19 protein-coding genes and 1 pseudogene are annotated in these 22263 nt (G+C 43.2%); 6 read left to right on the top strand and 14 right to left on the bottom strand.

All coding sequences use genetic code 11. The features are described from left to right. Window positions 1-63: 63 nt before the first annotated feature. Both MED222_RS19505 and MED222_RS19510 read right to left on the bottom strand, forming a co-directional pair. Window positions 64-1074, bottom strand: a complete 1011-nt coding sequence (locus tag MED222_RS19505) for a Solitary outer membrane autotransporter beta-barrel domain (RefSeq protein WP_032555049.1) — start codon at window positions 1072-1074, stop codon at window positions 64-66. Between the two features lie 77 nt (window positions 1075-1151). After that, entirely contained in the window at window positions 1152-2123 is a 972-nt protein-coding gene (locus tag MED222_RS19510) for a diguanylate cyclase (protein WP_198135326.1), read from the bottom strand. Between the two features lie 131 nt (window positions 2124-2254). Between MED222_RS19510 and MED222_RS19515 the strand changes: the two genes are divergently transcribed. After that, window positions 2255-2692 carry a DUF3069 domain-containing protein gene (locus tag MED222_RS19515; RefSeq protein WP_004731036.1) on the top strand — a complete coding sequence of 146 codons (438 nt, stop codon included), beginning with the start codon at window positions 2255-2257 and terminating at the stop codon, window positions 2690-2692. A 447-nt stretch (window positions 2693-3139) separates the two neighbouring features. Here MED222_RS19515 and modC read toward each other — a convergent pair whose 3' ends face one another. From modC to MED222_RS19535, 4 genes are read right to left on the bottom strand one after another with little or no spacing between them, the layout of a single operon-like run. Then, on the bottom strand, window positions 3140-4246 hold the full coding sequence (gene modC / locus MED222_RS19520; RefSeq protein WP_032555134.1) for a molybdenum ABC transporter ATP-binding protein ModC: 1107 nt from the start codon (window positions 4244-4246) through the stop codon (window positions 3140-3142). 5 nt (window positions 4247-4251) lie between these two features. Then, the gene (gene modB, locus MED222_RS19525) at window positions 4252-4950 is read right to left on the bottom strand and encodes a molybdate ABC transporter permease subunit (protein WP_009845352.1); all 699 of its coding nucleotides are present in this window, start codon (window positions 4948-4950) and stop codon (window positions 4252-4254) included. Then, window positions 4951-5709 carry a molybdate ABC transporter substrate-binding protein gene (gene modA, locus MED222_RS19530; RefSeq protein ID WP_009845351.1) on the bottom strand — a complete coding sequence of 253 codons (759 nt, stop codon included), beginning with the start codon at window positions 5707-5709 and terminating at the stop codon, window positions 4951-4953. Window positions 5710-5766: 57 nt separating this feature from the next. Continuing rightward, window positions 5767-7233, bottom strand: a complete 1467-nt coding sequence (locus tag MED222_RS19535) for a cobyric acid synthase (RefSeq protein WP_009845350.1) — start codon at window positions 7231-7233, stop codon at window positions 5767-5769. A 243-nt stretch (window positions 7234-7476) separates the two neighbouring features. Between MED222_RS19535 and MED222_RS21355 the strand changes: the two genes are divergently transcribed. The 3 genes from MED222_RS21355 to MED222_RS19545 all read left to right on the top strand — a co-directional run bounded on the left by MED222_RS21355 (window position 7477) and on the right by MED222_RS19545 (window position 10704). Beyond that, window positions 7477-7890, top strand: coding sequence for a YgiW/YdeI family stress tolerance OB fold protein (locus tag MED222_RS21355; RefSeq protein ID WP_012600619.1), 414 nt, complete (start codon window positions 7477-7479; stop codon window positions 7888-7890). A 112-nt stretch (window positions 7891-8002) separates the two neighbouring features. Beyond that, window positions 8003-8527, top strand: a complete 525-nt coding sequence (locus MED222_RS19540; protein WP_009845348.1) for a hypothetical protein — start codon at window positions 8003-8005, stop codon at window positions 8525-8527. A gap of 290 nt (window positions 8528-8817) precedes the next feature. After that, complete coding sequence (locus MED222_RS19545; RefSeq protein WP_009845347.1) at window positions 8818-10704, top strand: methyl-accepting chemotaxis protein; 1887 nt, start codon at window positions 8818-8820, stop codon at window positions 10702-10704. Window positions 10705-10936: 232 nt separating this feature from the next. Here the strand turns inward: MED222_RS19545 and MED222_RS19550 are convergent, their stop codons facing one another. The 4 genes from MED222_RS19550 to MED222_RS19565 all read right to left on the bottom strand — a co-directional run bounded on the left by MED222_RS19550 (window position 10937) and on the right by MED222_RS19565 (window position 15811). After that, window positions 10937-12544: an ABC-F family ATPase gene (locus MED222_RS19550; RefSeq protein WP_081326743.1), complete on the bottom strand. Its 1608-nt coding sequence runs from the start codon at window positions 12542-12544 to the stop codon at window positions 10937-10939. 292 nt (window positions 12545-12836) lie between these two features. Then, window positions 12837-13523, bottom strand: a complete 687-nt coding sequence (locus tag MED222_RS19555; protein ID WP_009845344.1) for a putative ATP-dependent zinc protease — start codon at window positions 13521-13523, stop codon at window positions 12837-12839. An 11-nt stretch (window positions 13524-13534) separates the two neighbouring features. Then, entirely contained in the window at window positions 13535-14719 is a 1185-nt protein-coding gene (locus MED222_RS19560; protein WP_009845343.1) for an amino acid aminotransferase, read from the bottom strand. A gap of 252 nt (window positions 14720-14971) precedes the next feature. Continuing rightward, window positions 14972-15811, bottom strand: coding sequence for an AraC family transcriptional regulator (locus MED222_RS19565; RefSeq protein WP_009845342.1), 840 nt, complete (start codon window positions 15809-15811; stop codon window positions 14972-14974). Between the two features lie 90 nt (window positions 15812-15901). Here MED222_RS19565 and MED222_RS19570 point away from each other — a divergent pair, with 90 nt between their 5' ends. After that, the gene (locus MED222_RS19570; protein WP_032555048.1) at window positions 15902-17329 is read left to right on the top strand and encodes an MATE family efflux transporter; all 1428 of its coding nucleotides are present in this window, start codon (window positions 15902-15904) and stop codon (window positions 17327-17329) included. 114 nt (window positions 17330-17443) lie between these two features. On the opposite strand, the gene nrdG is transcribed toward MED222_RS19570, so the two are convergent. Together nrdG and nrdD are read right to left on the bottom strand one after the other, a co-directional pair. Beyond that, the gene (gene nrdG / locus MED222_RS19575) at window positions 17444-17914 is read right to left on the bottom strand and encodes an anaerobic ribonucleoside-triphosphate reductase-activating protein (RefSeq protein WP_009845339.1); all 471 of its coding nucleotides are present in this window, start codon (window positions 17912-17914) and stop codon (window positions 17444-17446) included. A 155-nt stretch (window positions 17915-18069) separates the two neighbouring features. Continuing rightward, the gene (nrdD, locus tag MED222_RS19580; RefSeq protein WP_009845338.1) at window positions 18070-20190 is read right to left on the bottom strand and encodes an anaerobic ribonucleoside-triphosphate reductase; all 2121 of its coding nucleotides are present in this window, start codon (window positions 20188-20190) and stop codon (window positions 18070-18072) included. 301 nt (window positions 20191-20491) lie between these two features. On the opposite strand from nrdD, the pseudogene MED222_RS21350 reads away from it, so the two are divergent. Then, window positions 20492-21366 (top strand): annotated as a pseudogene (locus MED222_RS21350) (endonuclease/exonuclease/phosphatase family protein). Between the two features lie 147 nt (window positions 21367-21513). Here MED222_RS21350 and MED222_RS19585 read toward each other — a convergent pair. Next, complete coding sequence (locus MED222_RS19585; RefSeq protein ID WP_009845336.1) at window positions 21514-21945, bottom strand: YeeE/YedE family protein; 432 nt, start codon at window positions 21943-21945, stop codon at window positions 21514-21516. Then, window positions 21945-22263: YeeE/YedE family protein (locus MED222_RS19590; RefSeq protein ID WP_009845335.1), on the bottom strand; the 319-nt coding region annotated here is incomplete at its 5' end. The genes MED222_RS19590 and MED222_RS19585, both read right to left, overlap by 1 nt.

The raw sequence follows: 22263 nt of genomic DNA, 5'->3' as shown, positions 1-22263 counted from the left end.
GGAATGTAAAGCTCTGAACATCGTAATTTAACGGTGTGAACATCGAAAGCGTTGGTGCTTAGACTAGTCTTGGTTAAAGAAGATGACTAAGCTCCCTCCTTTCAAACTACTTCCGTAATTGATAGTAAACCCTATTCCTACATTGTCGACCCAGTCATTAAACAGATTTGGGTTAAGCAACCAACCTACACTACCTTCGTAGTAAGCTGTAGTGCCCATAGACGCGACAGTATCACCACCAATATCTATTCTTCTTATACTCGAATACATGGATGTGATGTTTTTGTCCCAACGAACTAAGTCATAGAAGATCTTAGCTTCATTTGCTATGTACCAACCTTCTGGGTGACCAATATTACCGTTATTGGCTTCTCCCCAACCTATACCATTAAAGTAATGCCAACTGGTACTGAGTTTATATTCACCCCAGTCATTCTTATCTTCAAACATCAACTTTATCTTAGGCTCTATTATGTATGCCCAAGCATCCGTGTTCAGATAAAGACCATCCAGCTGACCTTGAATTGGTGCAAGCAACGAAGAACGATATTCAAAATCGTTTCGATAATAGGAAATATGGTTACCAATTGCAGAACTAAAACTCCAGTATTCGTTCAACAGGGATACGTTTGCATACTCAACGTAACCAGAAACAACAGACTCTTTTTGAAAGTCGCTTATCGTTGAACTGGCATATTGAACATCCTTCTCTATCCGCAACGCAGATAAACGAAGTGTTACTTCTTGATGGTTGTCTTCAATATAACTTGGCACTTCAAAGGTATAAGGAAGGCTGAGGGAAGCGATATTTTGTCGGCGACTTACTGAGTCATTAGAGCCAATATCTTCATTGTCCAAACTAAAGACTTTGTTGGGATCAAAATTATTTATGCCAAAGGTAAACACATCCGTATCATTGAGCAAAACACTCGTTGCGAAGGTTTGTTCAATGTCTTTTCTGACCAATTCAGAGAGCGAAGCTGCGTTAACAGCTGTTGGACACACGGAAACAAACAGAGTTAATACAAGACCTTTGTTTGAGTTAGTCATGACGAATGACTTGGAATGCTGCATTTCTTTTATCACTTAAGTCACTTCCTAGCTTATAAGCTACTAGAAGTATAATTCAGGTTACTACCGAAGCTCGTCAACTATTGCTCAAGCTCCATAATATCGCGTTGTATGTAGGTATTTCTTCCACTTTGCTTGGCCTGATACAGTGCTTGGTCAACCTTTTCGTAAATAGAAGCGATAGCTTCACCACCTTCAGGGATGAATGACAACACACCTTGTGACGCTGTCACCCTGTCAGACACTGCTGAGTAGTCGTGGACGTAGTTCATTTGATGCAGTGCTTCTTTTACACGATTGGCCTGTAAATTAGCCGCGGAGCTGTCGGTATCACTCAGAATGATGACGAACTCTTCACCGCCGTAACGTCCAACAAACTCTCCAGCTCGAACAAAGAGCTCTTTCAAAGTATTGGCAAGCCCTTGCAGGCACTTATCCCCTTGAATGTGGCCATAGTTATCGTTGTAAGGCTTAAAGAAGTCAACATCGAGTAGTATGACGGTCATGGATATATTACGTCGTCCGTGCCACGCAATGCTCTCTTCAAGCTTAGTATCCATATATCGACGGTTGTATAATTTGGTTAGGCCGTCTTCGTTGGCTTGTTGTTGCAGTAAAATATTCAGTTCTTCGAGTTTGGCGGTACTCTGTTTTAACTCTCGTCTCATGTGCGCAATACGCTGCATCGCAATCAACTTAGAGTTCAAAACAACTTTGTTTACTGGTTTGATCAAATAGTCATCGCCGCCGGCATCAATCGCTTTTGCGATCATTTCAGGCTCTTCATGACCGCTCAAAAAGATGATCGGAACCCATTCTGGGAATTGCCGACGAACTTCGTTAGCGACCTCAAAACCATCCATGTCTGGCATGCTGATATCCAGTAACACGAGTTCAGGATCAAAATCAGAATAAACATTCAGGGCTTCTTTTCCGCTACCAACAGCTTCTACAACGTGACCCAGTTGCTTGAGTCGAATAGCGAGTTGCATCCTATCCAGTTGAACGTCATCAACCAGCAATATGCGCATCGAAGATCCCTTTTCTATCATCACATCACCTTTATCTAGTGTTGAATATTCAAAGTAGCTCAAATTTGGGCTTAAATCATGCCCTAATCTCTATATTATATTGACTTTTTTACAGATCTTTTTAGCATTGTTTCTTTTTAAAGAGAAATACTATGTCAGACGCTACAAACAACGAAGTACAAGAAATCGATTTAACCACTATCTCACCAGAGCTTCGCCAAGTTATCGAATTTGATGAAGTGCCTAAAGAGATGCACAACATGGTTACTTCTATTCATGAGGTGTCTGAAGAAGCAGTGCGTGAAACTTGGAGCAGCCTTCCAGCAAGCGCACAAAATGTTTTGGACAACTTTGAGCAATTCCACGCTCTAATCTCTGTTAGCCAAGCTTTCGCTGGTGTAAACATGATGGAGGAGTTTCCTACTCTTAAACTTCCAGAAGGCATGTCTGATGAAGAAAAAGAAGAGTACCGAGCTCAACTGCTTGACCAAATTTTACATAACTGTGTAAAAGACATGGCTAAGCAAATCAAGAAAGCGCGCCGTGATGCTATCTTGAAGCGTGATTTCAAAGAAGTTTTCATCCGCTAAGCCATTCAGAGCACCTAAATTTAGGTTGAATGCTTAACGAAAACTTAATGATTAAGCCGTATGTTATTTAAAACATGCGGCTTTTTTGTACCTGCAGCTTTTTCTATACGTTCTTTTTCTGCTCGCTTCTTCTATTATTCGAATGTAACGTCTGGGTTCTTGTTAGTGCAGGGATTCTCATTGTGGCTCTTAGAATTCTAACTTTTCTCATCGCACGAAAGTATACATACACACTCATATAGTATGACGCAGAACTGGCAGTTATACCGTATAAAAATGACGCATGTAGTCATTTATGGAATCAAGATCGAGTCACAGAATCAAGTTCGAGTTTTACCCGTTCTAAAATGAAACCAGAAACCAAGTACGTCGTGGGGCCTTAATGTATTACCGCTAGATCTGAATATCTTATCGCATGAGCTTGCTGCATGAACTTAGTGCATAAGTTTAGTGCGTTATCGCAATATCTCTTTGCGCGACACTCACGCCTTTAATTTGTGCGTAGACACGTTGCCCAATTTCTAAATTCAGCTCATCCAGCGCCCACAATGTAATAGTCGCCCATAGGTAGCATCCGGCCTCAAGTTCTAACTCGACAGCGACACTCTGCTTATTCGAGCCTTGCTGGTGCGTCTCTACCCTTTTAATAGTGACAGGAAGGATATTACGTATCGAAGTGCCTTGCGGCTGCTGTAGCGTGATAGAGACATCATTTGCCCTCACTTGCAGCCTTACCGTAGTGCCAAGCTCGCTCGACACCTTTTGAACCCAAAGTGACGTTGATTTACCTAACGTTAGACGTGACAACGCATAATCATCATTATGTTCCGCTAATGTCGCTTCAAACAACGAACTTTGCTCTGAAAAAGATTGCCACGGTTGCATGGCTCTCGATGCCCATACCTCTTCCGTCATCCCCGATGACATAACTTTGCCTTGCTCAATGATCACAAGATGATTTGCCAAGCGTAAGATTTCATTGAGGCTATGAGTGACATAGATAATCGGTATTTGAACGGTTTCAGATAAGTTTTCCAGAAACGGCATTACTTCACGCTTACGAGGTAAGTCCAGAGACGCCAATGGCTCATCCATCAATAGAATGCTGGGCTTAGACAACAGTGCGCGGCCAATCGCAACACGTTGCTTCTCACCGCCAGACAAGCGGGCTGGATAGCGATCAAGCAGCGAGCCCAACGATAGCAGCGAGACTATTTGTTCAAAGTGCGCGTTATCGACGCATTTCATGCCGTATTTTAAATTCGCCGCTACCTTCATGTGTGGGAACAATCGTGATTCTTGGAATACATAGCCGACGTTGCGTTTGTGCGTTGGTAAGTTGATGCCATTTTCACTATCAAACAGAATGGTTCCAGATACGCTGATCAAGCCACTATCTGGTTGTTTGAGACCACTAATGGCATTGATAAGTGAAGTTTTACCTGCACCAGAACGACCGAAAATTGCCGTAATACCAGTACTTGGCAATTCTAAGTCAATATCAAAAAACGTTTCACCAAGCTGTTGCTGATATTGGAGGACCAAAGTGCTCATGCGACTCATGCGTTACCCCCCAAACGTTTTGCTGACTTTTTGTTGAGCCATTCAGAAAGCATCAGTGAACTCAGTGCGATCACAATAGAAATGACACACAAACGAGCCGCTTCCATTTCAGCTCCAGGGGTTTCAATAAAGGTATACATGGCTAAAGGAATAGTTTGAGTTTCTCCAGGGATATTGGAAACGAAGCTGATGGTCGCACCAAATTCACCCAGACTTCTTGCGAATGAAAGCATGGTGCCAGTAATGATCCCTGGGATCATCAGCGGTAATGTAATAGTCAAGAACACACGAAGCGGTGAAGCGCCCAATGTAGCTGCGGCCTCTTCAAGTTTACTGTCTACGGTTTCTAAGCTCAGTCGTATAGAACGTACCATCAGAGGCAACGCTACGACCACACACGCTAGAGCAGCGCCCTTCCAACTAAAGCTGAATACAATACCAAACACGTCATTAAGCCAAGAGCCAATAACGCCTTGTCTACCCATCATCACTAGCAGCAAATAACCGATGACCACAGGTGGAAGCACCAAAGGCAAATGGACAATACTTTCTACAATGCTTTTGCCCACAAATTGTTTCTTAGCAAGCAGCCATGCCAAGCCGATGCCGATTGGAATAAGCCACAAGATGGCAAAACCAGCGACTTTCAAGCTCAGCATTAAGGCTTGGTATTCGTATTCCGATAGATACATCATTTAACGCACTTCAAATCCAAAACTGTTCAAGGTGTCCTTCGCTTTTTCGCTCTTTAGGAAAGTATAGAACTGTTCTGCGACGACTTTATCGCTCAATTTAGCTACAGGGTAACGTATTGACGTATGTAAATCTGATGGGAACGTCGACACTAGGTTCACTTCTTTAGATAGCAATGCATCTGTTTTGTAAACAATGCCAAGCTTAGCTTCACTACGCTCTACCAAAGCCAATGCCATACGTACATTGTTACTTGGTGCCAATCGAGTCTTCACATCGTCCCATACACCTAACGTTTCTAGCGCTTCTTTCGCATAGATACCCGCAGGAACCGACATGGTGTTGCCAACTGCAAGTCTTTCATTCATTAGAAGTTTAGCCCATTGGTCACCGCTTGAGAGGTCCAAAGATATTGGCGTCTCTTTCGGGGAAATTAACACGAGTTCGTTTTCGCACAAGTTTGTGACATTGTCACTAGTAACCAATTGGCGATCGACTAAATGCGTCATCCATTTTTCGTTTGCCGAGATAAAAATGTCTGCTGGCGCACCTCGTTCAATTTGGCGCACTAAAGACGACGTGCTCGCATACACTGGAATAACATCGACAGAATGATCTTTCTCAAACTCTTCAACCAACAAGTTAACCGCGTTCGTCATAGACGATGCAGCATAAACTCGTAGTTTTTCAGCAGCCAAAAGATGAGTAGAACTCAGTGCTGAAACTAAGATGATAGTTAAAAGGATGACTCGTTTTTTCATTATTCTCATTTAATCTATTGTTCGTTTAAATTCTTGAGCTAACTTCTAAGTTGCGGCCTAAGCTGTTAATTCAGGCCAAAGCAGGTCAAGATTCAAGTGATCTTCGATGGCATCAGCGATTCGATTGATACCCAACTCTTTAAGCTGTTCATGGTCAATCGCTGTCACATCATTGGCGCCTGCCCATTCGCAAATAAGCGACAATGCATCACTGTTATCGAATACGCCATGCAGGTAAGTTCCAAAAATTGAGTTATCTTGATTCACAGCACCATCAACACTGCCAGATTCTAACTGAACCGGTAATACCGTTTCATTGACATCAGTCCTACCTACATGGATTTCATACCCTTTTACTTGTGCTGTTTTGCCATCAAGTGTCATGGTTCCACACACATTGGTTAAAGTTTTCTGCTGTGTTAGTGTCGTTTCAGTATCAAGATACCCCAACCCTTCACTGCTTCCAGGTTTCCCTTCAACGCCATCTGGATCGTGGATGATATTCCCTAGCATCTGATAACCGCCACAAATACCCATCACTTTCCCGCCCAAGCGAAGATGACGCTGAATATCTTTGTCCCAACCTTGCTGTTTTAGGTATTCCAAATCGGCTCTTACCGATTTTGTTCCCGGCAACACAATCAAATCAGCGCTGTTCAAGCGCTCGCCTTTGCCTACGTAACGTAAATCAATCGACGGGTTAAGTCGCAGAGCGTCAAAGTCTGTATGGTTACTGATTCGAGTTAGTACTGGCACTACAACCTTAAGTTTAGCTTCTCCATCAGACTCTTGGGCTGAGGTAATGGCATCTTCCGCTTCTAAGTTAAAACCATGCAGATAAGGCAAAACCCCTATCACAGGCTTACCTGTTTTCTCTTCTAGCCAATCTAAACCAGATTGAAGTAACGCAATATCGCCTCTAAAACGGTTTATCACAAAGCCTTTTACGCGCGCTTGTTCAGATTCAGATAATAGAGCTAATGTGCCGTAGAGGTGTGCAAAAACGCCGCCACGATCAATATCAGCAACGATGATCACTGGGATGTCTGCCTTTTCAGCAAAGCCCATGTTCGCGATATCGTTTTCTCGAAGATTTATCTCTGCGGGACTGCCCGCACCTTCAATCATCACGCTTTGGTATTCTTCAGAAAGTCGATCAAACGAATCGATAACCGAATTCATCGCAACTTTCTTGTAGTCGTGATATCCGGTCGCTTCCATATTCGTCAGTGCTCTTCCTTGTAGAATCACTTGCGCACCCGTATCTGAATTGGGTTTTAGCAATACAGGATTCATATGGACGGTAGGCTCAATATTACAAGCTTGTGCCTGAACCGCTTGAGCACGACCAATTTCGCCACCATCTTTTGTCACTGCGCTATTTAGCGCCATATTTTGAGGCTTAAAAGGTGCCACTTTGATGCCTTTCCTTGCCAAAACACGGCATAAACCTGCCACCAAAACACTTTTTCCGGCATCTGACGTTGTCCCTTGAACCATAAGGGCGTTTAACGGTGATCGCATCTGTACTTAAATCCTTTATTTCTTAATTTTCAATTTATAGCTGTGGGCAATATTTCTCTGCCTCCATCTTAACGTCATTGTCGTGTAGATGCTCAATAAAATGAATGGAAAATGAATGTGTTACTCACTCTGGATTCAACCCCAGTGTTGTTTAATAGCTCCATCGAAACGAAGCTTACAAACAAAATAAGCGCACTCACGAAAAGAAACGTTTCTAATAAAAACAACATTAAGGGATTCACCATGAAAAAAACTGTATTAGCTATCGCATCTACTATTATCCTCGCTCCTACTTTCGCAATGGCTAGTGATCATCACAGCGACAGTAACAGTAATCACAACAATAGCGACAGTAACCACAAGCATCAGAGCGCTATTGCGTACACGGGACCGATTGAAACCGTTTCAGTTGCGACTCTACTAGCAGACACCAGCATGTTCGCAGAGCAAGAAGCAATCGTAGATGGCAAGATTGTTCGTCAACTAAAGAACGATACGTTCGTATTCTCTGATGGTCAGAGTGAAATTCAGATCGAACTGGATGACGATATCCTTCTAGCGCAACCGCTCACCGCAGATACAAAAGTTCGTATATTTGGCGAATACGAAGGTGGTAAAACGCCAGAGATCGAAGTAGATCATATTCAAGTTTTGTAAGATACAAACTCCGTACCGTCGACTTCAAAGACATGATTTATAACAAATGGCCTGCATATTGCAGGCTTTTTTGCATTATAATGCCGAAAAATATAATTAATATGGAGTCACCATGCTAGGTAGCGCAAACAAGACGGTCCTTTTGGGGTTGGTTACACTGTGTTCATTCTCTGCGTATGCAAACAACTTTAACTACAATACATTTGAGCTGCGCACAGGTATTAGCCCTAGTACATTTGGTGGCGAAGTCACAACAATGTTCACTCAAAACTCACACTTTGTTGCTCGAATCGATTCTGAATTTGAAGGGGATTGGGATGCGGCTGTAGGTATGGGGTTCAACGGCCCAATTAATCAGTTGGCTGATATTACTGGACAGATGTTACTGCACAACATCGAACGTAATGATGGTAACCACATTAAAACTGAAATCAATATTGGTTTAAGAGCTTGGTTGCTGGCAAACATTGAAGTTAACGCCCGCCTTGGTCAACTCGTCGACAGCGACGACACGAGTTCAATTGTCGGTGTAGGGGCTCGCTTCCACTCAACAGAACAGCTTTCAGTAGGTATTGACCTTCGAAATAACGGTACTTACGGCCACCAATTCTTAATGTCAGCTCGATTTGGCTTTTAAGTCTATTCAACACTTATGATCCATCAGTGAGCAAATGTTAAATTCGATTGTTTAAACGGTAACTTAAAGGCTAATAGTCTCGTGACCTATTGGCCTTAATGTCTGATTTTGCAACTAAAAACTAAACATTTAGCTTAAAATCCTCGAAAATCACCCTTTCTCGTCACTTCCGTTTATAACTCATTTTTATACTATTCATTTATTGATAAAAATCAGTAATAAAATATCTTTACGGTAATACGGCGTACTGCTACTCTCTTCCAAATTTCTAATAGAGTGAAGTACCGTAAATGGGTGTTAGCAATATTTCAATCAAGAACAAATTAACATTAATGTTTGTTGTCATTATTTTCGCAATGACTATGATTCAGACTTATGTAACAGGTAAGCAACTTCTTAACGAAACCTATCGTTCCATTCAGCAGTATTCAAATACACTAACTGATACAACGGTATCGGGAATAGAAAAATGGATTGAAGGCCGAATCAACGTTGTAAATGCAGCGAAAAATTCGTTTACTTTTACGGATGACCCAACCAGCTATTTAACTCAAAGTACGAGTGCTGGTAAGTTCCAAATTGCCTACGCAGGACTTTCTGACGGTCGCTTTCTTCTAGGTGGTGATTTGCCAGTACCGCAAGACTACGACCCACGTACTCGAGATTGGTACAAAGCGCCTATGGCGGCAGGTCAAACAGTCGTCACTGAACCCTATGTTGATGTGGCTACGAATGACCTAGTGGTAACAATTGCAAGCCCATTCAATACCAACGGGTTCTCTGGCGTTATTGGTGCAGACCTGAACTTAAACACCCTCATCAATGATATTGTAAGTATTGAGCAACCTGGTGTTTACGCTTTTCTTGTCGATGGTAAAGGTAACATAGTTGCCCATAGAGACCGTAGCCTAACGCTAAAGCCTGTTTCTAATATTTCAAACAACCTTTCTGCTCAGAAAATCAAATCACTTGCGCAAAATCCAGAATTTGAAGAGCTAAAGATTAAAGATACCGACTCCCTTCTTTCTGCTCAGAAAGTTCCTCATACAGACTGGTACTTCACTGTTGTTATCGATAAAGACCACTCTTTTGCTTCTTACTATTCATTAGTTCGTCAGTCGGTAATATTTGGTCTAATACAACTTGCTGTAATCGCATTTGTTGCGATGTTTATCATCAAGAAAGCACTGTCGCCATTAACGACACTAAGCTCGGCAATGGAAGCATTGTCCAAAGGTGACGGCGACTTAACACAGCGTATGACTGTTCATAGTAAAGACGAGATTGGCACCCTAGCGCATCACGTCAACGCGTTCATAGCAAAACTTCAAGAGATAGTGCGTGATATTGCGGGCTCTTCGAACCAGCTTAATCAGCAATCTGAAATTAGTACTAATGTCGCTCGTCAAACAAGTGAAGGTCTATCAGTCCAACTTCACGAAATTTCTCAGATTGCTACAGCCGTACATGAAATGTCGGCAACAGCAGAAGAAGTAGCAAACAACGCGCAAATGACGGCTGATTCAGCGATCAGTTCAACAGAGAATTGTGAACAAGGTAAGCAAGTCATCATTCGTAACCAAGATTCCATCACTAGTCTTGCTCAACAAGTTGAGAACGCTTCAGGAATCATTCAAGAAGTTGAGAAGAATGCGTTAGACATCAACACTATTCTATCAACCATTTCTGATATTGCAGAACAAACTAACCTATTGGCCTTAAACGCAGCGATTGAAGCAGCACGTGCGGGTGAACAAGGTCGCGGTTTTGCGGTTGTGGCAGATGAAGTTCGTGTTCTTTCTCAACGTACTCACAGTTCTACAGACGAGATTCGCGAAATGATCGAGACTCTTCAGAAAAACAGCGTCAGTGCGGTTGAATCAATGCAACGTAGCCAAGACTTGGCGCAATCAAGTGTCGATGATGCAAACAATGCGACTATTGCACTGGAAGAGATCGCGACATCGATTCAACAGATCTCAGAGATGGCTTCACATATCTCGAATGCTGCTTCTGAGCAAAGATCGGTTACCGGTGAAGTCAGTAAGAATATTCAGTTGGTTAATGATGTATCAGAAAACATGTCTACTGAGGCTGATAACTCTCGTCACTTGTCTGAAGAGTTGCGCGGTATTGCTCAACAGTTGAATACTCAAGTTCAATTGTTTAAATACTAGACGTACGGATAATTCGTTCTAGCTCTTGAGCGCGGTTAAACAATGTTGTTTAACCGCGTTTAAAATTAGAACCAACATCAGAATGACAAAAAGCCCCCGACCACTATTGTGTTCGGGGGCTTTCTTATTCTCATTAGTTTCTTATTATAGTTAGCAAATAAACGCTTACCTGCTAGCAAATAACTAATGCAACTATAGGTCAACCAATACGGTTATAGACCGACTAAGACTGTTATAAGCTAACCATCAGCATCTTTTTCTGATGATCCAAATACTCTTCATAAGTACCTTGGAAGCTCACTAATTGTTGGTCTTTTACATCAATGATGTGTGTTGCTAGCGAAGAAACGAACTCACGGTCATGGCTTACAAAGATAAGCGTCCCCGTGTAAACCTTCAATGCGTCGTTCAGGGCTTGGATTGCTTCCATGTCCATGTGGTTCGTTGGCTCGTCCATTACAAGCACGTTGATGTCTTGCATCATTAGCTTGCCGAATAACAAACGGTTTTTCTCTCCACCAGAACAGTTACGCGCTTTCTTGTTCGCATCATCAGCAGTAAACAATAGACGACCTAGAATACCACGTACCATAAGGTCATCGTGCTTCACTGTACGCCATTGTGAGATCCAATCGAAGATACTCAGGTCGTTATCAAAGTCAGACGTGCTATCTTGTGGGCAGTAGCCTACTGATGCGTTTTCAGACCATTTAACGATACCTTCGTTTTGCTCAAGCTCTTGAACTAGGCATTTCAATAGTGTTGTTTTACCCACACCGTTCTCACCGATAACGGCAAGACGAGTTCCCGCTTCAAGCAGCAAGTTACCACCAGTAAACAGTGTTTCGCCATCGAAGCCGTGACCAAGGTCTTGAAGTTCAAGCGCTTGACGGTGCAGTTTCTTGCCTTCACCAAAATCAATGGATGGGCTCATACGGCTTGATGACTTCACTTCATCAAGCGTGATCTTGTCCATTTTCTTAGCTCGTGAACTTGCTTGCTTTGCTTTAGATGCGTTAGCACCAAAACGGTTTACGAAGTCTTGCAGTTCGCTGATCTCTGCCGCTTTCTTAGCATTGCTCGCTAGAAGTTGATCTCGAATCAAACCAGACGCTTCTAAGAAGTACTCGTAGTTACCCGGGTAAACACGTAGCTCGCCGTAGTCGATATCCGCCATATGCGTACATACAGAGTTAAGGAAGTGTCTATCGTGCGAAATGATGATCATTGTACATTTACGCTGGTTTAGCTCTTCAGCAAGCCAGTTAATCGTGTGAATGTCCAAGTTGTTGGTTGGTTCATCAAGAAGCAGGATATCTGGGTTTGCAAACAGTGCCTGTGCCAATAGCACACGCAGTTTCCAACCCGGAGCAACTTGTTGCATTAGGCCGAAATGAAACTCTTCTTCGATACCCGCTTGAATTAGGATATCACCAGCACGGCTTTCTGCCGTGTAACCATCCATTTCCGCGAATTCACTTTCAAGCTCAGCGACTTTCATACCATCGTCTTCGCTCATTTCTGGCAAAGAGTAAATACGGTCACGTTCTTGTTTTACTTCCCACAGTTTTTTGTCACCCATGATTACTACATCGATAACGCTGTACTGTTCAAAAGCGAACTGATCTTGGCTTAGCACACCCAGTTTTTCTCCAGGAGTGATCGAAACGTTGCCCGAACTTGGCGTCAATGCGCCACTTAGGATTTTCATGAACGTTGATTTTCCGCAACCATTGGCGCCGATCAAACCATAACGGTTTCCGTTACCAAATTTAGCAGAGATGTTTTCAAAGAGCGGCTCTGCGCCAAATTGCATTGTGATGTTCGCGGTAGATATCAAAGAACTAATTCCTAAGCGTGTACTGACAGATAATTATTTGGCTATTTCAATCAGCCAAAATAAGAAGTACGAAAGTATGGATTAAACATAAAACGAAGCGCGGATTATATAGAGATCAGGATCACATTGTCGAGGTTAAACAGTGAACGAATGAAGAACAACGCACAATAAAGTGTATTTCGTCGTTTATTACATCATAAAAAGAAAAAATCCCCACCAATTCCATTAGTAGGGATTCCATTTCTCATCAATAAAAGCATCAGACTCTAATTCGAATGAATACCGATTGACGCTATTTAGTTACTTTTTTCTGAACGTATTTTTGACCAACATCGACAACGGCAACATCTCTAAAGAAGCTTCTCCCCAACAGAATTGGGAAAGAAAGATGCGTTCGATCTGCTAGCGTAAACTCAGTCTTGTCTTTTAGATCGCCGATTTGAATTGAAGCGACAACAACAGCACGTCGTTGTGTACCTTCCGCGCTCGACTGCTTGATCTTAACCCAACGCTCTACCGGCAAGCTGATCTCTTCAGTTGTGATGCCGTCATGTTCAATTTTGAACTTAACCCAATCTTTACCGTCACGTTCGAAATCAACAATATCAACGGCACTGATTGATGATGTTGTTGCACCTGTATCAACTCGTGCTTTAAACGCTTCTTTAAGACCAGGAACAAACACCCACTCCTCTTCACCAAGAATCAGTTTGCCGTCACTTGTCTTGGTTGGTTTTGCAGTCGGTTTTTGTTCAGGCTTTGGTTTCGCTTCTGGTTCCGTTGGTTTTACTTCTTGAGGCTTCTCTGTAGGTTCCGTTACTTTTTCGCCTTCCGTTGCGTCAGTCTTAGAAGAGTCATCGACAACAGGTTGTTCTACTTGAGGCTTTTGCTCTGGCTCGACAGGAACTTGAGTAGTTGTCGAACAAGCAAACAGGCCACCACTTAGCATTAAAACTACAATCGCTTTCCAATTATACATTCAGTCACCTTCTATTTTGAAACGTTGGCTATCGCTTTAGCCACATAAGGAATATGGGATTCAGAAAGGCCTGCGATATTGATGCGTCCATCACCAACACCATAGACTCCATATTCTTCACGTAGTTGATTCATTTGAGTTTCTTTAAAGCCTAGTACACTAAACATGCCTTTATGGCTTTCGATGAAGTCAAATTGTGACGTGTTGTAAGTATTTCGCAATTCATTACATAAACTTTGGCGTAGATTTAACAAACGTTGCTGCATTTCACTCAACTCTTGTTTCCAAATCGTCGTTAGTTCTTGATTCTGAAGAATTGTTTTAACCAACGCGGCACCATGATCTGGCGGCATTGTGTAAGTTGAACGAGCCAGTGTCAGAAGCTTACCTTTAGCATTGCCTACGTGTTCGCTGTTCTTACCGATAACAATCGCGGCACCCGTTCTTTCACGGTACAAACCGAAGTTTTTCGAACATGACGTCGTAATCAACATCTCTTCTACGTTGTTCGCCATATGTTGAAGACCTTTTGCGTCTTCTTCTAAGCCATCACCAAAGCCTTGGTAGGCAATATCAACAAACGGTAAGAAACCATTCTTTTGCGATAACTTAGTAATTTCCTGCCACGCTTCAAAATCAATGTCAGCACCCGTTGGGTTATGACAGCAACCGTGAAGAAGTACCACGTCTGATGGACCCGCTTTTGAAAGGTCGGCCAACATTTTAGCCGTATCAACTTGCTTCGTTTCAGGACTGAAGTAATTGTAGTATCTAACTTTTAAGCCTGCTGCTTCCATCACCGGTTTGTGGTTAACGTAGCTTGGGTTTGAAATCCAAACCGTTGTGTCTGGTTGAGAGACTTTCATCAAGTCACCCAACATGCGAAGTGCACCACTTGCACCTGGTGTTTGAATCGCAGCAACGCGACCTATTGCAGAAGTCCCTTTAAGCAACAGATCAACCATGCTTTGGTTAAACTCTTCACAGCCTGCTAGGCCAACATAAGCTTTGGTTTTCTGTGTTTCAACAACGATATCTTGAGCCTTAGAGACGGCTTTCATGATCGGTGTTTCACCTTGGTCGTTTTTGTAAACGCCAATGCCTAAGTCGACTTTATCAGTACGAGTATCGCCGCGGTAAGCGACAGACAGAGATAGAATTGGATCTAAAGTTGGTTTTGGTAGATGTGAAAACATGAAAGTCACAACCCTTTGAAATTCAAGTATGAGTTTCACGTTAACATTATCGTAGACAAATCAGAAACATTTTTTAATAGAAGCGCTTAGTTACCATTAGTAATTGGAAGTAATCAGAGATTGGTCATTTCAAACGGATAAATAGTGCGAATTTCAAACACCTAATAACCAATTGCACAATTCAAAGCGCTGTATTTCTAGGTATCTTATGCTTCTATGTGACTTATGTTTCCATGCGCCCTATTAAGATCGCTATTGTGCACTTTGTTTGAATTGTCTTGGTGTCATTCCTGACCACGCTTTAAACCGAGTGCTAAAGTTAGCGGCATTTGGATATCCGACTATCTCACCAATGTGTTGAATCGACCAATCACTCGATCTAAGTAGCCGTGCAGCGTATTCCATTCTCATACGCATGATATGAGTCATAGGGCTGTGCGAGTAATAGCGCTGACACAAACGATGGAAGTGTGGCTCAGAGCACGGGAATAAGCTCGCGAGTTCATGAACGTTCCATTCTTTATGGAGCTGCTTTTGTACATTATCGAAAACGCGTCTTAAGCGGATCAAATTGCGCGACTGTTGCTGAGGCACTGGCGCATTAATCATGAACTCTATTTGGGCTACACTGTGAATCGCAATCGCTCCACCCAAATCGATGGGTAAGGCAATACTTCTCAACAGAGTATGAATGCACGACGAGACGACTTCTGCCGCCGGAGACAGCGTATAACTCACTTCATCACTGACGACATTTTCCCATTGTTTATTAGGCGATAGAAAGATCCATGCGATCTGCCATGTTTCTTCTTCAATACCAAAACCGTTCTCAACGCCTGCAGGAACAGTAATGCAAGAGCCTGGTTCTAGAATGTAGCGACACCCTTCGCTTTCGAGCCATCCCTTACCTCTCACGGTATACAGCAACATGTGTTTTTGTTGGTTCTTACGATACACCGAAAAGAAGTCTCGACACGACGCCGTGCCACATTGAACGATACCGAGCTCTTCAAATGCCAAAACATGGCTTTGATCGACAAACTCTTGGTGCGTCTTTTCAGAGATCTCATACCTTTCTTGTTTATCACTCATATCACTGCTAACTCATTCTATTGGCCAACTTATCAAAGTGGATAGTTTGGCAAAAGTTTGTGATGAGTCTGAAGAATACAGCGAAAACAAATGCCGATAAACTTCTCGCATAATCACTACCGGGGAAATGCGATGCTCTCGACATATCGTCATTTGGACAAAGAGTTTTGGCAAAAACTATTACACATTGGTTTACCTGTCTCACTGCAAACCATGTTGTTTTCATTACTAGGCGTGGTCGATATTTTTATGGTCAACCAGCTTGGTGATTCTGCAACCGCCGCTGTTGGTGTTGGCAACCGTATCTTCTTCTTCAACTTGATCATGGTATCGGGGATTAGCGGAGCTGTGAGCGTGCTAGCTTCGCAATATTTTGGTGCCGGTGATTTCAACGGAATTCGACGTACACTAGCGCAATCATGGGCACTTTCGATCTTTGCCATCATTCCCTTTGTGTTCATCTATACATTGGCTCCTGAATCAGTCGTGTCTGTGGTGGCCTCAGACCCTGATTACGTCCGCTTGGCAACGGATTACCTTTGGATAACAGGAGCCAGCCTTATTGGTACCGCTGTAGTTGTGCCGCTAGAGAGTGCACTTCGCTCTGTGGGCGAAGCCAAGCTCCCCACCAAAATCAGTATCTGGGCAATCATCGTCAATGCAATTCTCAATGCCCTATTGATCTTCGGCTTGTTTGGGTTTCCAGAACTGGGTGTGGTTGGTGCGGCTATTGGCACCACAGTATCTCGATTCTTTCAAACCATTGCATTGCTTGTTATGGCAAGAAAACATTACCCGCACCTATTCCCGACGTTAAGCAATTGGCGAGATGCGTTATTACCGAAGCATAGAAAGAAGTACTTTACGGTGGCTATACCTATGTTGGTTCACGACACTGCGTGGGCGGGCGGGATTCTTATTTACAACGTTATTGTTGGCCAAATGGGGGTTGGAGAACTTGCGATCATTTCCTTGCTATCGCCTGTCGAAAGCATTTTGATCTCTGCTTTTTTGGGTTTTGCGGTTGCGGCTTCCATCATTCTAGGTAACGAGATCGGTGCGAAGAACTATCAACGTGTCGAGAATACAGCTTGGGGCTATGTGTTAGTGAGTTGTGGGCTTGCTGCTTTACTAGCGTTAATGTGCTTTATCGCCAAACCCGCGATCGTATACATGATCGGTCTTACTCACTTAGAGCTCAAAGATACGGCCGTTAACGTTACCTTAGTAATGGCACTCGGTATGGTACTAAGAGTCTTCAATATGGTTGGTATAGGCGGAGTGCTAAAAAGTGGTGGAGACATCAACTACAGCATCTTCATCGACATATTCGGCCAGTGGGCCATTGGTATTCCCCTCGCCTACTTTACTGCTCTGGTGTTGGGGTGGCCGCTAGAATGGGTTTTGATGATTGTGCTGCTGGAAGAGCTAGCGAAGATAGCTTTAACTAGCCAGCGGATTCACTCTAAGAAATGGATCAACAACTTAATAGAAGAGCCAGATCAGGTCGTTGCTTGAATGGTAGTTTAAGCGAATAAACGAAAAGAACTCACACCCAAGGGCCGATTGGTTGCATTGCGCTAACCATGACGCCCTTTTTCGTTTTACGAGTGTGCTAAGCCACGACAACTGTTATATGTCAGTAAATCGATGAATGATTTGGTTTGAACTACCACGCCAATCCAACATTGGATCCGCTTTATCTTGTTCAAAGCGACCATCAATCAAAGTATCGACGTATTCAAGCACTTGCTTCTGATTTTCATCGAGTTCGTCGAGCTCGTAACCCGTCCACACCCAGATGTCTTTACCTTCACACTCTGCTTTTACACGCTGAACAAGCTGAAGCACTTCAGATACGTTTGCAGGATGCAGAGGATCACCACCAGAAAGCGACAAGCCACGACGCTTGATTCGCGGATCGTTCAGATCAGCGATAATGTGGTCTTGCAGTTCTTGAGTGAACAAGTGCCCTGAGTCCAAACTTTGCGTCGATTGGTTATAACACCCGCGACACTGGTGCACACAGCCCGACACAAACAAAGTGCAGCGTGTTCCTGGGCCGTTTACAACGTCGATTGGGTGATATTGATGGTAGTTCATAAGGCAGTATTGAAAACTCGTTATTGCTTAATAGTTTGAAGCGAAATGCTGTAAGATCTTAAATAAAAGAATTGGTATCGACATAGCGCCGATACCAATCTTGTTTCTTGAAACGTAGCTCTTCTTAGTAAGATAGCTAATGATCTTAGAGCTTACTAAAGGTGCTTCACGCGGCGTTTAACTTCTTCTTGCTTACCGAAGTTAAATGGTCGTGCATCTGGGCTACCAAGGTAACCACAAACGCGGCGCGTTACCGACACTTTGGTTGAGTCATGGTTACCACACTTAGGACACGTAAAGCCTTTACTTGTACAGTCGAACTCACCATTGTAGCCACATTCGTAGCACTCATCAATTGGCGTGTTGGTGCCGTAGTAAGGAACACGTGTGTAGCTGTAGTCCCATACGTTTTCTAGCGCTTCGATGTTCTTCTGCATGTTCGGGAATTCGCCGTAACAGATGAAACCACCGCTAGAGATTTCTGGATAAGGCATCTCGAAATCGATCTTGTCGTATGGGTTCACTTTCTTCTGTACGTCTAAGTGGAAGCTGTTTGTGTAGTAGCCACGGTCAGTTACACCATCAATTACACCAAACTCTTTGGTATCGATGCTGCAGAAACGGCTGCATAGGTTTTCACTTGGTGTGCCGTATAAGCTGAACGCGTAACCTGTCTCTTTTGTCCAAGATTCCACTTCACGCTTCATGTACTCCACCAGCTCAAGCGCTTTAGCACGCATTTCGCCATCGTCATACAGGTGAACGTCTGTGCCGTAAAGTGCTGTCATCGCTTCATGGATGCCAATGTAACCAAGAGAAACAGATGCACGGCCATTCTTGAAGATATCGGCAATAGAATCGTCTGCTTTCAAACGAACGCCACAAGCGCCTTCCATGTATAGGATTGGCGCAACACGCGCTTTCACGTTTTCTAGACGAGAAATACGAGTTTCTAGAGCGCGACGAGCTAGCTTCAATTTTTCATCAAGCAGTTCGTAGAACTTAGCCATATCTTGTTTTGCGTTAATAGCAATACGTGGCAAGTTCAAGCTAACAACACCTAAGTTGTTACGGCCTTCATGAATCAACTCACCGTTTTCTTCGTAAGTATTCAAGAAGCTACGGCAGCCCATAGGCGTTTTAAATGACCCTGTCACTTCTACCACTTTGTCGTAGTTAAGAATGTCTGGGTACATACGCTTAGATGCACACTCAAGCGCTAATTGCTTGATATCGTAGTTTGGATCTTGCTTCTGGTGGTTCAAACCATCTTTGATTGCAAAGACCAGTTTAGGGAACACGGCTGTTTTGCGGTTCTTACCCAAACCTGCGATGCGGTTTTTCAAGATAGATTGCTGGATAAGTTTTGAACCCCAGCTTTCACCAAGACCGAAACCAAACGTGACGAATGGTGTTTGTCCGTTAGCCGTGTGTAGCGTGTTTACTTCGTATTCCAAAGACTGGAAAGCGTCGTAACACTCTTTCTCTGTACGAGATATAGCAAAAGCTTCTGGGCTGTGAATGTCCCATTCTTTCGCTAGTGATAGGTGTTTCTCGTAACTCGCCATTACGTACGGTTCTAGAACCTCGTCGATACGGTTAATCGTTGTACCGCCGTATATGTGGCTTGCCACTTGCGCGATGATCTGTGCAGTTACCGCTGTCGCCGTAGAGATCGATTTAGGTGTGTCGATTTCCGCGTTACCCATCTTGAAGCCATGCGTTAACATGCCTTTAAGATCGATAAGCATACAGTTAAACATTGGGAAGAACGGTGCGTAGTCTAAATCGTGATAGTGAATGTCACCACACTCGTGAGCTTGTACGATATCACGCGGCAAAATGTGAGTTTTTGCATAATGCTTAGCCACGATACCCGCTAGCAAATCACGCTGAGTTGGGATAACTTTGCCATCTTTGTTGGCATTCTCATTGATCAGATCAACATTGCTTTCTTCGATCAGACCTTCGATCTCGCGAGTTAAAGCGCTTTGCTTTTCACGTGCGATGTCACGGTCATGACGATATTCAATGTAGGCACGAGCAAGAGACTTGTATGGTCCCTGCATTAGCTCGTTCTCGACCATGGTTTGAATTTCAGAGATATGAACTTCATCGTAGTCTTCGAGCTTCAACTCAACTGCTAATGCCACATTCAGAGCATAAATAGCAATTTCCTTATCGGTTTTGTCTGATGCTGCTTCCACTGCAGCTTGGATGCGATCTCTACTGAATGGAGCTCTTGAGCCATCACGCTTGATTACGATTGATTTCACCACTTCTCCTTACTCTTGAGGTATTCACAGACTTATCCACAAACACACTATAGAGCGATTTATCGTTTAACTAACACTAGATATTGTGGCGTATTTAACGAGAACCACCAACATTGAGTATTGATTTGGATCAATAAAATAGGCACGCCGAACAAGATAAATCCAATATTATTACGTGAGATCTCAAGTCGAAAAGAAACAATGTAACAATAAAAAAACTGCTAAAAAGAGTTGAATTTTCGGTAAGTGTTGTAGGATAACGGCTCAACTATATTGCACACCAAAATTAGGGATATTTGGGATGAAACGACTTCAAAACTGGATAATGTTAGGCTGCTTGCTCAGTAGCCAAGCATTTGGCGAACCTTTAACCATATCCAGTTGGAATATCGAATGGTTATCAACCAATGAGGCTGTGAATAAGTTTTCTGACCAACGTGATCAAGCGGATTTCGATAAGCTCGAACAGTATTTCCAATCCTTAAATTCGGATGTGGTGGCTTTCCAAGAAGTCGATGACATCAATGCCATTCAGCGCATCGCAGGTGATCAATACAAGATATTGATGTCTGACCGAGCATTACCAGAAAACAGCAACCATCAGTTCAAAGAAGTAAACCAATACACAGGCTTCGCGGTTCGTAAAGGAATCATACTCACCGACTACGCTGACTTTCCTCTCGAATCGGGCGCTAACAGCAAGCTTAGATTTGCCAGTTATATGGTTGTGAAAACGGATACAAAACCAATTCACATGTTGTCTGTGCATTTAAAGGCGGGTTGCAGCGGCGCGTATAAATCTAACCGTGACTGTTCAAGGCTCAAAGACCAAGCGCAACAACTTAATAAATGGATACAGCAAAGAGAACGCCAAGGTCAGGATTACGCAATATTAGGCGATTTCAACCATAACCTTTCTTACTCAGAGATTGGATGTGGAAAGACTTAACTCAAAATGCCGATGCTCAGTTGGCGACAAGAAAAACTCGAGCAGATTGTAAGGTACGCTCTAACCGCAATAACCATCGCACACACCAGTTCCGTTCTGTGATTGATCATATTGTAGTGAGCAAATCCTTAGATGCCTCTCCTGCTAAACAGAAGGTCTTTTAAACACAAGATGTGCTTGATTACAAACTTAGCGACCATTGCCCAGTTTCAATGACTATTAAATAGTAGATTTTAGATAACGGCAGATCATAGCTAACGGTAGATATAGAAAGAGGCTGACTGGCTTTTTTGCTAAAAGCGAGTCAACCTCTATGCTTGGTCAGCTCAGAACGAATAACGTCAAAGCCAATGTAATCAGCGATAAGCTTGCTACTAACAGGTTTTGTTCGTACGACCCGCCAACCACATTCCCACCAGCATGCTTAAGACGAACAGCCATACCGTTGGGTTACCCCCACTAAGGCTGGTTACTGCAGGGCCCGGGCAAAAGCCTGCAATCCCCCAGCCTAAACCAAAAGCAGTTGAACCTAAGATCAACTTTCTATCTATTAGTGGATTATTACTGCTATCTAAAGGTTCGCCATTGACGGCTTGAGCGCGCTTTTTAATGACCAAGTGATAAAACGGAGCGAAGACCAATAACGCGCCACCCATGACGAATGCCAAGCTAATGTCCCAGTCGCCAGCAATATCTAAAAACCCAAGTACTTTGTTCGGGTCAACCATGCCTGAAATGATCATACCTGAGCCAAAAAGAATACCTGCGACCAAACCGATAACGATAGTAAGTGAAGAGTTTTTCATTACGCCCCCAAACCGATCAAGTTCTTAGCCAACACAGTTACGATTGCCACACCCATGAATACACAAGTAGCGATGATTGAGCGCTTGGACAAACGAGCCATCCCCACAATGCCATGGCCGCTAGTACAGCCATTCGCCATCTTGGTACCGAAGCCCACCAATAATCCGGCTATGATAACCACTGCGAAGTTGATCTCTTCTAATTGCGGAAGTTGGTAGCCTGTTGGAATCAATAACCAGCCGCTCACGACCATTCCGACAACAAAAGCAAGTCGCCAATGTTTTTCGGTTTTTTCTGTATCCGTGTCTTTGCTTTCT

Origin of the sequence: Vibrio sp. MED222 (assembly GCF_000153005.1) — a bacterium.
Taxonomy (GTDB): Bacteria; Pseudomonadota; Gammaproteobacteria; order Enterobacterales; family Vibrionaceae; genus Vibrio; species Vibrio tasmaniensis_A.
This window is presented reverse-complemented; position numbering and strand designations above follow the sequence as displayed.